Below are 13167 nucleotides of genomic sequence, written 5' to 3'. Positions count from 1 at the left end.
CATTTTCATCGAACAGGCTACAGATTATAAGATCTAATGACTCTAAACTTGAGCCTATTAACGAATCTTACCATGACAGTTTTTATACTTAGCACCTGAACCACAAGGACAAGGATCATTGCGACCAATATGGAAAAGATCATGCTCTTTTTCATTTAATTCAATCGCACCATGACATTGTGAATAAGGCTTGCCTGAACCACAAGGACATGGTTCATTATCCCCTTTTTTCGCATCTAGTGCGCCAGATTGGATATCATCTAAAATCGCTTTTTCAGTATCGGCAATCCCTTCTTCTTGAATAGTACCAATTTCATCGACTAAACGATCAATATCTGCTGCATTGGTAATTGAGCCTTGAATTACTTTACTTTCAGCTTCTGCAGGTGCTTGCAATGTCTCTTGCACTTCTTCAGGTTTCTCTACCCGAATCACGATATTACTTAAGAAGCGAATTGTTTTGTAGTGAATTTGATGGAGCATCTCTTCAAAGAGAATAAAGGATTCACGCTTATATTCTTGCTCAGGACGACGTTGTCCATAGGCGCGAAGTTGAATTCCTTGACGGAGATAATCCATCGCCGCAAGATGCTCTTTCCATTGTGAATCTTGTACTTCCAATAGAACAGATTTTTCAAAACGACGGAATTGCGTTGGATCAACATCCGCATTCGCCTGTTTTTTCTTCTCTTCATAAATACGTTCACTTTCCGCAATAATCGTATTATAGATCTCTTCTTCCGTTAAATTAGGGTTATCGGCAAGCATCTTAGTGAAATCAATTTCAATACGGAATTCTTTATTAAGGATATCAGTAAGACCTTCCAGATCCCACTGCTCTGCATAACTTTGTGCAGGTACATATTTCTCTACAATCTCCGCAAATACTTGCTCGCGCATCATCTTAACGGCATTACTAATATCTTCTGCTTTCAAGATATCATCCCGTTGTTGATAGATAATCTTACGTTGATCGTTAGCAATATCATCATATTGAAGAAGATTTTTACGGATATCAAAGTTATGACCTTCTACTTTACGCTGGGCATTTTCAATAGAACGGGTAATCATACGATGTTCAAGTGCTTCGCCATTACCCATCCCTAAACTTGCCATTAAGCTACGCATTTTAGGATTCATAAAGATACGCATTAGATGATCATCAAGTGATAGATAGAAACGTGAGGAGCCAACATCTCCTTGACGACCTGCACGACCACGAAGCTGGTTATCGATACGACGAGATTCATGGCGCTCTGTCCCGATAATATGTAAACCGCCAAGCTCGAGCACCTCTTTCTGACGCTCTTTCGCTTTTTCACGAAGTGCTTTCAACTCTTCTTCTGTCGCATTCGGATTTTCAGCAAGATAGAGTTCCTCTTCTAACTTCACATTACCACCAAGCACGATATCCGTACCACGACCTGCCATATTAGTGGCAATTGTCACCGCACCTGGAATACCTGCACGCCCGACAATATATGCTTCTCGTTCATGTTGTTTAGCATTTAAAACTTCGTGTGGAATATTTTCAGCTTTCAAAAGATCAGAGATTAATTCTGAAACTTCAACAGAAGCGGTTCCCACCAACACAGGTTGCTTACGGGTATAACAATCTTGAATATCTTTGATGATCGCTTCATATTTCTCTTTTTGAGTGAGATAGATGAGATCCCCATAATCTTTACGCTGAATGGGGCGATTTGTCGGAATAACCACTACTTCTAAACCGTAGATTTCTAAGAATTCTGGTGCTTCTGTATCCGCTGTACCGGTCATACCCGCTAATTTTTCATAGATACGGAAGTAGTTTTGGAATGTAATAGATGCAAGTGTTTGGTTCTCAGGTTTAACTTCAACCCCTTCTTTCACTTCAATCGCTTGATGTAGCCCATCTGACCAACGACGACCGGCAAGCGTACGGCCGGTATGCTCATCCACGATAACAATCTCGCCTTTTTCGACGATATAATCGACATCCTTGTGGAAAATATAGTGTGCACGTAAGCAGTTATCAACGTGATGATAGAGTTTTAAGTTTTGACTATCATAGAGGCTCTCGCCCTCTTTCAATAACTCCGCTTCCACTAGAAGTGATTCGAGGTGTTGATGTCCCTCTTCTGTAAGGTTAACCTGTTTATCTTTCTCATTGATCTCAAAATCGACAGGTCCATCTTCTGTAGGCTTTTTAAGATGCGGAATAAGTTTATTAACAGCGTGATAGAGCTCAGCACCGCCCTCAACAGGTCCTGAAATGATGAGTGGTGTTCTTGCTTCATCGATTAAGATTGAATCCACCTCATCGATCACTGCAAAATAGAGCGGGCGTTGTACCTTTTGGCTCATATCAAAGACCATATTATCTCGTAGATAATCAAAGCCTAATTCATTATTCGTGGCATATGAGATATCTGCTTGATAAGCCGCTTTTTTCTCTTCTAATGATTGATTCGAAACAATCACACCGACGGTTAAATCTAAGAAGTTGTATACTTGCCCCATCCACTCAGCATCACGGCGAGCAAGATAGTCATTCACCGTCACAACATGAACGCCTTTGCCGGCGATCGCATTCAGATAAACCGCAAGCGTTGCGACCAATGTTTTACCTTCACCGGTACGCATCTCGGCGATACGCCCTTTATGTAGCATATAACCACCGATCAACTGTACATCATAGTGACGCATTCCTAATACACGGAATGATGCTTCACGCATGACTGCAAAAGCTTCAGGAAGTAGATCATCTAAGGTCTCACCTTTGGCTAGGCGCTCTTTAAAGAGATTAGTCTGTCCCTTAAGCTCCTCGTCCGACATGGCACGCATTTTTTCTTCTAGTGCATTCACTTGCATCACATAACGCTTCGCTTCTTTAATCATGCGGTCGTTGCGTGTACCAAAGATTTTTCGGATTAATTTATTAATCATTTGAGACCTTTACCAATTCAATGTTGTTGTTATTCTATTTGTGACTATTATTTCAATTATAAATCTAGATTCTTCCTACCTTTTCCTACTTGTTAACCCATCTCTACTCTATCTGTGACTTATTAATGAACCTACATCCGTTTATTATTGATGAGAGATATATAAGAGATATTATTGGCATAGAAAAAATAGTAACTTGCTAGACTATAAATTTAGCCCCTTATAATACCTGATTTTACAGTTAAATTTAATTGCTAATTATCAATATGGGGTGAAATTATTGTGTTTCAACCCAATTGTTTCGATGAATTAACTCATCTGTGATGATATAGCCGAGCTTATCAACAATTTCAGAGGAAGGCGTTCGTAAGATATTCTCAATTTCTAATGAATGATAATTACTCAGTCCCCGACCAATTTCCCGCCCCTCTTGGTCAATACAGACAACAATATCGCCCCGGTCAAAATTACCATCTACAGCAATCACTCCGATAGGTAACAGGCTCTTACCATCTTCTAGCATCGCTTTCACCGCACCATCATCAATAACCAAATGTCCTTTAATCTGTTTCTGAGCCAGCATCCAACGCTTTTTCGCAGCAATCACAGAGCCGTCGGCTTTCAACTTTGTACCTACTTTGGCTGCATTTGCAATATCTAATAAGGCATTCGGACGATCACCTTTCACAATATAGGTATTCGTACCCGATGTTGCCGCAATATGAGAGGCGGTAATCTTAGTGTACATACCCCCTGTTCCAAATTTTCCACCTTCACTCGTTACCATGCCTAATAACCGCTCATCATGGGCATCGGCTTCATGAATCATCTTGGCATCAGGATTTTTGCGTGGATCTGCTTCATAAACGCCCTCTTGATCCGTCAAAATAATATAGTTATCCGCTTCAATGAGATTCGCAACAAGCGCCCCTAAGGTATCATTATCGCCAAACTTAATCTCTGAAAAAGAGATCGTATCGTTCTCGTTAATAACGGGTACAGCATCATATTGTAATAGCGTATTAATTGTATTTTTAATATTGAGATAACGCTGACGATCTGCTGCATCTTCATGGGTCAATAGAATTTGCCCTACATTAAGATTAAATGGCATAAATCCTCGACTCCAAGCTCGAATAAGGGAAGATTGCCCAACAGAAGCCGCCGCTTGTAATTCGCTTAAAAACTGCGGACGCTCATGCCACTTCAAAAGCTTCATTCCTTCCGCTACCGCCCCTGATGAAACAAGCACCACTTGAATCCCTTTTTCATGTAGTTTAGCCACTTGTTCACACCAATGATGAATTCTTGCTTCATCAACGCCACGACCATCATTAGTGATCATAGCGCTTCCAATTTTCACAACCCACACTTGTTTCTCTACGCCCTTCATGCGCATTCTCCCCAATTATTCTATTAACCAAATTAGCCGTAATTTATGAATTGATTGTACCGTAAGTTCTTTATTTCTTTTTTGAGTTTTCTAGCTTTGCAGCCATCCGGTTGTTTTTATTAAAAAATAAGTGCTATTCTAACTATTACGTCTGATAACTTATTAACCGATTCTTTCTGTTCCATTTTACAAAAAATCAAAAACAAGGTATTAGAATATAAGAGCCCTAGAATAAATTATAGCGAGATCGATGAATTTTTCTTCGTTATAACCCCATAATAAAAACAACTAGGCTGATGAGCAGCGATCAACTTTATAACATAGATCAGGACAAAATCTTATGATCATGTGAACATCGGTAATCTTTATCACATTAAAGATCTACCCAAGCCTTCCCTATCCGATATAGGCTTACCAACAAGTTGCTTATTATTTTCTTATTACTGATATTCTTATTCCTAATGAGAAAATAGATCAAGAGTAGTCAACGCATAAATACATTCATAAAAGAAGATAGTGGATATAAAAATGACAGCAAAAACACTTTACGAAAAGATTTGGGATGATCATGTCGTTCGCACTGAAGCAGATGGTACAGCCCTTCTCTATATCGATCGACATATTATTCATGAAGTTACAAGCGCTCAGGCTTTCGAAGGCCTCGAGAAAGCAGGACGTTCGCTCTGGCGTAAAAATGCAATTGTCGCAATGGCAGATCACAATACGCCGACAACAAGTGATATCGCGAATATCACAGATCCTATTGCTAAACTGCAAGTCGATACGCTGCATCAAAATGCCACAAAACATGCCCTCAATTACTTCCCTATCGGTGATCAACGCCGAGGCATTGTGCACGTTGCAGGTCCTGAGCAAGGAGCGACACTTCCGGGGATGACAATTGTTTGCGGCGATTCACATACGGCAACACATGGTGCTTTCGGTGCGATTGCTTTTGGAATTGGTACTAGTGAAGTTGAACATGTTATGGCAACAAGCTGCCTAGTGCAAAAACCGTCTAAAACGATGAAGATCGAAGTCATGGGTCAATTACAACCCAATGTAACTGCTAAAGATCTGATTCTTGCCATTATCGGCCATATTGGTACTGCTGGCGGTACCGGCTATGCCATTGAGTTTGCCGGCGATGCTGTCGCTAATCTTTCAATGGAAGGTCGAATGACCATGTGTAATATGGCGATAGAAGCTGGTGCTCGCGTCGGATTAGTGGCCGTTGATAATACCACGATAGAGTATGTTAAAAATCGTCCATTTGCTCCTAAAGGCGAAGATTGGGATAAAGCGGTGAGCTATTGGCAAACATTGCATTCTGATCCAGATGCCCATTTTGATAAAGTGATCACGCTTGATGCAGCAATGATTGCGCCACAGGTAAGTTATGGTACCAGTCCTGAGATGGTGATTGGTATCGATCAAGTTGTCCCCGATCCTGAAAAAGCGGCTAATGCTGTACAGCGAGAAAGCATCGCTAAAGCACTTAAATATATGGGATTGAAAGCGGGTGAATCCCCAGAAGAGATGATGATTGATAAGGTCTTTATCGGCTCTTGCACCAACTCTCGATTAGAAGATATTCGCGATGCGGCGCGATTCGTGAAAGGGAAAAAAATTGCTTCTAATATCAAATTAGCAATGGTTGTTCCCGGCTCAGGAATTGTCAAAGCAGCAGCAGAAGCAGAAGGATTAGATCAAATCTTTATTGATGCCGGCTTTGAATGGCGTGAACCAGGTTGTTCAATGTGTCTTGCGATGAATCCTGATCGACTTGAGCCTTATGAACGTTGCGCTTCCACTTCTAATCGGAACTTTGAAGGTCGTCAAGGCGCTGCAGGCCGTACCCACTTAGTGAGCCCTGCGATGGCGGCGGCGGCTGCAATTGCCGGTCATTTTGTGGATATTCGTACTATTAATGAAGCTTAATCAAGAAGGAGATTTATCATGCAACCATTTGTAACTCATACAGGTATCGTTGTACCTCTTGATCGAGCCAATATTGATACCGATGCCATTATTCCTAAACAATTTTTAACAAGTATCTATAAAACAGGCTTTGGCCCTAATCTCTTTGATGAGTGGCGCTATTTAGATCGCGGTGCTCCAGGAATGGATAATAGCAAGCGCCCTCTCAATATGGAATTTTCACTCAATCAACCCCAATATAAAGAAGCGACTATTCTGCTTGCTCGAGAAAACTTTGGCTGTGGCTCTTCCCGGGAACATGCTGTTTGGGCATTAACCGATTATGGTTTTCGGGCAGTGATTAGCTCAAGTTATTCCGATATTTTTTATAATAACTGCTTCAAAAATGGCTTTCTCCCTATTCGTTTAACACCGGAACAGATCGAAACTTTATTCCAATTGACTGCACAATATGATGATCTTGAGATTGCAATTGATCTACCTAATCAAAGTGTGACCGCAGTACGCAAGGGTGAAACATTAACAGATGCCTTTATCTTTGAAATTGATGAGTTCCGTAAACATTGCCTTATTCAAGGATTCGATGATATTAGCTTAACCTTAGAACACGCGGATGAAATCCGTGCTTATGAAGCCAAGCGAGCAGAAAGAGCACCTTGGATCTTTAAGGATTAAAGTAGAATCAATTCAACACTCTATTGAATTTGAATAATCGATACAATCAATACAGTAATGCCGGCAAGAATCATCTGCTGGCATTTTCTATTTCTCCACAAATAGCTCTTGAATAAAATCGACTTCTCCGGTTTCAACTTTGTAGAAAGCCCCGACAATTCCGATATCTCCCGCTTCATACATCTCTTTGAGCACAGCACTCTTCTCTAATATATGAGAAATGGTATGTTCAACATTATGAAAAGCCACTTGATCGACAGCTTCTTTCGAACGAATATCAAGATGTTGATGATGTTTCTGTACATACTCAATAGACGGTTTCACTTTGGCTAAAAGATTCGTTAAATGTCCAAGCTCCGTACCATGACAAGCGCCGGTAATCGCACCACAATGGCTATGCCCTAATACCACGATTAATTTTGAACCTGCGAGCTTACAAGCAAATTCCATTGAACCGATAATATCTTCATTCAACACATTACCGGCAATTCGAGCACTAAAGATATCCCCTAAACCTTGATCGAAGATCAATTCTGCAGATGTACGACTATCGATACAACTTAAAATAATCGCAAATGGAAATTGCCCTGCTTTTGTCTCATTCACTTGTTCAAGTAGATTACTATGCGCTTTGAGGTTAGCGACAAAACGTTGGTTTCCCTCTTTAAGAAAAGAGAGCGCTAATTTCGGGGTTAAGGATTTCTGATCTTCTATATTATGGAGTCTCATAATCGTTCTTATCTTCTTCTATCTCATTAATTTTATTAGATATGTTCATTAATCGCTTTTAGTAAAGATAAAAGCTAATACTATATCTTGCTGAAAACATTTCCATATTGCCTATAAATATTGATCTATATCAAACAATTCTTTAAGCAGTGTACCTTGATAGTGTGAGAAAAGGAAAGAAGATCACATAAAAGAACAAGGATAGAGATGTTAAGTTCTAGATTTTTCAACAACTATTTCAAGAATCATTTCAAGAACTATTTTTAATCGCGTTTTTATTCATATTTTAGTATTCATACTTTTAATTAAGTCATTGATGAACGAATGTAGATATCGCTATTTTAGTGAAATTATCGAAAGAATTGCTGTTTTAAATTTCAAATTTATGCGGTAAACAATTAAAATTGGTAGAATTGAATCGATTACTAAAAGATCATCAATCCAATTCTGTTTTGATGGCTCTCTAATTGATCTAATAATGTGAGATATCATAAAACACCTTAGATACTTCGACATTATCGACAGTAGAGATACAGTAAAGACATTTTAATAATAAGAGAGTGTTTCAAAACCTTGCCAATGTGAAAATGAGTAACGTTCTATCTATGAGAGTTCCTCTTTGCAATGACAATGATTTGCACTATTCTCCTAATCATAAAGTATAAAAATTCCATGAAGACTAACGAAATACGCCGTAAATTTATCGACTTCTTTGTCAGTAAAGGACATCGAGAAGTTGCTTCTAGTTCTCTACTCCCAGCGAATGACCCTACGCTACTTTTTACTAATGCCGGTATGAATCAATTTAAAGATTGTTTCCTCGGTTTAGAGAAACGGGATTATAAGACCGCAACCACCGCACAAAAATGTGTTCGTGCTGGCGGTAAGCATAATGATCTTGAAAATGTGGGTTTTACCGCACGTCATCATACTTTTTTTGAGATGCTCGGAAACTTCAGCTTTGGAGATTACTTCAAAGAGAAAGCGATCACTTATGCGTGGGAATTGTTAACAACGGTTTACAATCTTCCTGCAGAAAAGCTCCTCGTAACGGTTTATCATACCGATGATGAAGCTTTTGATATTTGGAATAAAGTGATTGGCGTTCCGGCAGAGAAGATTATCCGCATTGGTGATAAAGCCGATGGGGGTTCTGATAACTTCTGGCAAATGGGCGATACAGGGCCTTGTGGACCTTGCTCTGAAATTTTCTACGATCATGGCGATCATATCTGGGGTGGCCCTCCAGGATCAGCAGAAGAAGATGGCGATCGCTTTATTGAGATCTGGAACCTTGTCTTTATGCAGTTTAACCGCGATGAAGAAGGTACTTTGCATCCATTGCCAAATCCCTCAATCGATACCGGAATGGGATTAGAGCGTATTTCGGCGATTCTCCAAAAAGTACATAGTAACTATGAGATCGATCTCTTTGTGAACTTAATTCAAGCCTCTGCCGATGCAGTGGGTATCAAAGATTTAAATAATAATTCACTAAAGGTTTTGAGCGATCATATTCGTTCCGTCTCTTTCTTAATTGCCGATGGCATTTTGCCTTCTAATGAAGGTCGTGGCTATGTGCTTCGCCGGATTATTCGCCGCGCGATTCGTCATGGTTATAAGTTAGGCCAAAAAGATCTCTTCTTCTACAAAATTGTACCGGCACTTGTGAAAGAGATGGGAGAAGCCTATCCACAATTAGTCGAGAAACAAGATTTCATTATCGAAACTATTAAAGAAGAAGAGAAACGCTTCTCTACTACCCTTGAAAATGGTCTTAAATTATTAGAAGCAGATATTGCGAACCTCAAATCTAAAGAAATTCAAGGCGAAACCATTTTCAAACTCTATGATACTTACGGTTTCCCTGTCGATTTGACCAATGATATTGCACGAGAACAAGATTTAACGCTCGATATGGCAGGTTTTGAGCGCTGTATGGAAGAGCAGAGAGAGCGTGCTCGTGCGGCAAGTAACTTTGGGGCAGAAAAACTCCTTAAAATTGATCATCTCGCTCAAACAGCATTTAAAGGCTATGAACAAGCAGATAGCGAGGCTGAAATTCATGCTATCTTAGTGAATGGTGAAGAAGTAGATCAGATCCACAACGGTGATGAAGCGATGATTGTCTTAACTGAAACCCCATTTTATGGGGAATCAGGGGGGCAAGTGGGCGATACCGGAACCATTAAAGGGGATGGCTTCACATTCTTAGTGAAAGACACGAAAAAACAGCAAGATATCTTCCTCCATATCGGCGTTGTTACCGAAGGCTCGATCTCTAAATCTGCCAAAGTAACGGCAGAAATTGATAATAGTCGTCGTAATTTGATTCGTAAGAATCACTCGGCAACGCATTTATTGCATAAAGCATTACAAACATTGCTCGGTAGCCATATTGAACAGAAAGGTTCTCTGGTGACGGATGAGCGTCTACGTTTTGACTTCTCTCACAATAAGCCTGTGAGCTTTGCTGAACTGCAAAATATTGAGCGAATGGTGAATGAAGCAATTCGTCAAAATGATCCTATTCTGATTGAAGAGATGGCCATTGATGATGCGAAAGCGAAAGGTGCAATGGCACTTTTTGGTGAAAAATATGGGGATCAAGTTCGTGTGGTTGAAATGGGTGGATCGATTGAGCTTTGTGGCGGGACTCATGTTGCTGCAACCGGTGATATCGGGCTCTTCAAAATTACCCAAGAAACTGGAATCGCAGCAGGTGTTCGTCGTATTGAAGCAGTGACTGGCGGACAAGCAGTGGAAATTATGCTTGAAGAGAGCGCAACACTTCATCATTTAGGCGCGACACTTAAAACAGATAGTGCCCATATTACAAGCCGCGTTGAACAAGCGCTTGATGAGAGTAAATCACTTCGCAAAGAGCTTGCACAATTACAATCAAAACTCGTATTTGCAAATCGTGGGGCAATTTTAGGTAAAGCAGAAGTGATTCATGATGTCAAAGTGATCCTTGCGAAAGTCGATGGCGCTGATAGTCGTTCACTGCGTGAGCTTTGCGATAATCTCCAAGCAGAAACACAAGGAATTACCCTGCTTATGAGTGAAGTGGATGGACGCGTTGCCATTGTTGCCGGCGTTGATAAAGCTTTAACCAGCACGATCAAAGCGGGAGAATTGCTCAATATTGCAGCGACTATTGTTGGCGGTAAAGGTGGTGGTCGCCCAGATTCAGCAACAGGCGCTGGTAGCAATCCACAAGAGATTCCGCAAGCCTTTAAAGCTGCTGATGAATGGATCAAAGCAAAATTAGGATAACGACTTTATAAGCATTTAATTTTCTATTGATCATCTAAAAAAGTAGAAAAAAGTAGAAAGCAGTAGTAATAAAGCCAGAAATATTCTGATCTATTTATTAGATAGCCTAAGGAAGACTCATATTGTTATATGGGTCTTTTTTATATGTCCAATTTTCACATTTTTAAATATTTGTGAATAAATTCCCGCTTTATTTGTAATCTATTATTTACAAATTGCTATTTGGATAGTGACACAAAATGATAATTATTCTTACAAGAACGACTTATTTCCTGATTTATCAAATATCGTTATATTCTGTTATCACAATATAGCTAAACTGCCCTACTTTTCTAAAACTATTCATCTACTTTCAGATCAAATATGGTGGATCCAATTCTGTTTATTTTTTTATAAAATTCAAATTTCTACACAAAAAATCATAATATTGATTTCAAGAATGACTATTCATCAATTAATAATCAATCAGTTTTATTATTCCTATCTAGTAAATAAGCTATTTTTTTCGTGAGTTTTTGTCATAAGTTACTGTCATTCTTAATTATTTACGTTAGAATGTGGGGATAAGAAGAAAGTACTACTTCACTATGACAGTAACAAACCCACGTTTGTAGTCATTAAAATTGTCTCATTCATGTTTCAAATATTGATTTTACCTATATCGCAAACAGCGATCTATCAACACAATTGGAAGGGGCTAATATGCAAAAAAGCAACCGCACTAAATATATCATTATCGGCATTGTCATTATTGTTCTGATTATTATTGCCAATTTTATTCTGAATCGAGATCCGGTCGAAGGATTTATTAAAGCCAATGGACGTATTGAAGTCACACCACTTGATATCGCGACTAAGCTTCCAGGTCGTGTTGACCAAATTCTTGTAGATGAAGGTGATTATGTTGAAGAGGGTCAATTATTAGCAATCATGCAACTCGATTCCTTAGAAGCCCAACTTGCAGAAGCAAAAGCCTATTATGAACAAGCACAACATCAGGCTAATTCTGCTAAAGCGGTCGTTGCGGCTCGTGAAAGTGATAAAGTTGCGGCAGAAGCAGCTGTTTCTGCAGCGGAAAGTAAGCTCTATGCCGCTGAGCGTAAACTCAAAAGAATTCAGACACTTGTGAAAAAAGGTGCAACCACAGAACAGGAGTTTGATGATCAAGAAGCACTGACTCGTGTCTCTCGCTCTGATGTTGCCACAGCTGAATCTCAAGTTGCTGCCGCACAAGCTGCGATCGATGCTGCTAAAGCACAATATGTTGCTGCACAATCCCAAGTCTCTGCAGCAGAAGCAACGATTAATCGTGTAAAAGCGGATATCAAAGATAGTGCGTTAACAGCACCTGTTACTGGTCGTATTCAATATCGTATTTCTGAACCTTCAGAAGTATTAGGCGCGGGCGGTAAAGTGCTCAATCTTCTTGATCTCTCGAAAGTCTACATGACCTTCTTCGTACCCACAGAATATACAGGAATGTTAGTTGAGGGTGAAAAAGATGGGACTGAAGTTCGCATCGTGTTAGATGTTGCACCTGATATGCCGATTCCTGCACGTGTCACCTTTGTATCTCCTGAAGCGCAATTTACGCCTAAAACAGTGGAGACTCAAAATGAGCGTCAAAAATTGATGTATCGCGTGAAAGCCAAAATTCCACATGAATTACTCGATCGCTATCAAAAATATATTAAAACTGGGGTAACCGGTGAAGCTTACATTAAAGCTGATCCTGATAAAAAGTGGCCAGCATTCTTAGATGGCCCACTGATTGAAGAAGCAGCCGAGCTGACTGCTCCTACTTCAAATCAGTAGTAGATCATCAATGTGCCTATAATGCTATGTTTGTAGTCATACTCTATAACAATCAGCAATAATTAGTAATGATAGTCGGGGATTTTTATCAGCGGTTTTATACGGATGTTAATCACAATCCTATTACCAATAGAAGTCCCCTACTGTTACCCCAATAAATTTCAGTACTCTGCCCTTATCTGATCTCACCATTATTCAATATATTTGATATGGCATAATTTTTAGAATATAGAACTAAATATAGAACTAGAATTAACTACTCATCAATATTTGAGAAATGAATCATTTTAGAAATAGGTTCTGTCTGTTTATGAGGGATTTTTGAGCTGATGAGAAATTGTGGGGATTCAAAATAGGCGCAATTTACCCTACGTTTGTAGTCATTTTAAAAAAGGATATTCAACGAT

At 39.6% G+C, this 13167-nt stretch carries 7 protein-coding genes; 4 read left to right on the top strand and 3 right to left on the bottom strand.

Features of this window, described 5'->3' with window-relative positions; genetic code table 11:
• Positions 1 to 57: 57 nt before the first annotated feature.
• Both secA and proB read right to left on the bottom strand, forming a co-directional pair.
• Complete coding sequence (gene secA, locus DC083_RS06765) at positions 58 to 2928, bottom strand: preprotein translocase subunit SecA (RefSeq protein ID WP_109189462.1); 2871 nt, start codon at positions 2926 to 2928, stop codon at positions 58 to 60.
• A 277-nt stretch (positions 2929 to 3205) separates the two neighbouring features.
• Complete coding sequence (proB, locus tag DC083_RS06760; protein ID WP_109189461.1) at positions 3206 to 4327, bottom strand: glutamate 5-kinase; 1122 nt, start codon at positions 4325 to 4327, stop codon at positions 3206 to 3208.
• 522 nt (positions 4328 to 4849) lie between these two features.
• On the opposite strand from proB, the gene leuC reads away from it, so the two are divergent.
• Together leuC and leuD are read left to right on the top strand one after the other, a co-directional pair.
• A complete protein-coding gene (gene leuC, locus DC083_RS06755) occupies positions 4850 to 6262 on the top strand; it encodes a 3-isopropylmalate dehydratase large subunit (protein ID WP_109189460.1) in 1413 nt (470 codons plus the stop codon).
• Between the two features lie 18 nt (positions 6263 to 6280).
• Complete coding sequence (gene leuD, locus DC083_RS06750; RefSeq protein WP_109189459.1) at positions 6281 to 6937, top strand: 3-isopropylmalate dehydratase small subunit; 657 nt, start codon at positions 6281 to 6283, stop codon at positions 6935 to 6937.
• Positions 6938 to 7024: 87 nt separating this feature from the next.
• Here the strand turns inward: leuD and DC083_RS06745 are convergent, their stop codons facing one another.
• Positions 7025 to 7666 (bottom strand): carbonic anhydrase family protein, encoded by a 642-nt coding sequence (locus tag DC083_RS06745; RefSeq protein WP_109189458.1) that lies wholly within the window; start codon positions 7664 to 7666, stop codon positions 7025 to 7027.
• A gap of 672 nt (positions 7667 to 8338) precedes the next feature.
• Between DC083_RS06745 and alaS the strand changes: the two genes are divergently transcribed.
• Entirely contained in the window at positions 8339 to 10945 is a 2607-nt protein-coding gene (gene alaS / locus DC083_RS06740) for an alanine--tRNA ligase (protein ID WP_109189457.1), read from the top strand.
• A gap of 702 nt (positions 10946 to 11647) precedes the next feature.
• Positions 11648 to 12760 (top strand): HlyD family secretion protein, encoded by a 1113-nt coding sequence (locus tag DC083_RS06735; RefSeq protein WP_109189456.1) that lies wholly within the window; start codon positions 11648 to 11650, stop codon positions 12758 to 12760.
• Positions 12761 to 13167 lie beyond the last annotated feature (407 nt).

It is taken from the genome of Ignatzschineria ureiclastica, assembly GCF_003121845.1.
In the GTDB taxonomy this organism is placed as follows: domain Bacteria; phylum Pseudomonadota; class Gammaproteobacteria; order Cardiobacteriales; family Wohlfahrtiimonadaceae; genus Ignatzschineria; species Ignatzschineria ureiclastica.
This window is presented reverse-complemented; position numbering and strand designations above follow the sequence as displayed.

Bases quoted from the DNA above. Each gene is read 5' to 3' on its own strand.
- proB (WP_109189461.1), bottom strand. From the start codon at position 4,327: ATGCGCATGAAGGGCGTAGAGAAACAAGTGTGGGTTGTGAAAATTGGA.
- alaS (WP_109189457.1), top strand. From the start codon at position 8,339: ATGAAGACTAACGAAATACGCCGTAAATTTATCGACTTCTTTGTCAGT.
- DC083_RS06745 (WP_109189458.1), bottom strand. From the start codon at position 7,666: ATGAGACTCCATAATATAGAAGATCAGAAATCCTTAACCCCGAAATTA.
- DC083_RS06735 (WP_109189456.1), top strand. From the start codon at position 11,648: ATGCAAAAAAGCAACCGCACTAAATATATCATTATCGGCATTGTCATT.
- leuD (WP_109189459.1), top strand. From the start codon at position 6,281: ATGCAACCATTTGTAACTCATACAGGTATCGTTGTACCTCTTGATCGA.
- secA (WP_109189462.1), bottom strand. From the start codon at position 2,928: ATGATTAATAAATTAATCCGAAAAATCTTTGGTACACGCAACGACCGC.
- leuC (WP_109189460.1), top strand. From the start codon at position 4,850: ATGACAGCAAAAACACTTTACGAAAAGATTTGGGATGATCATGTCGTT.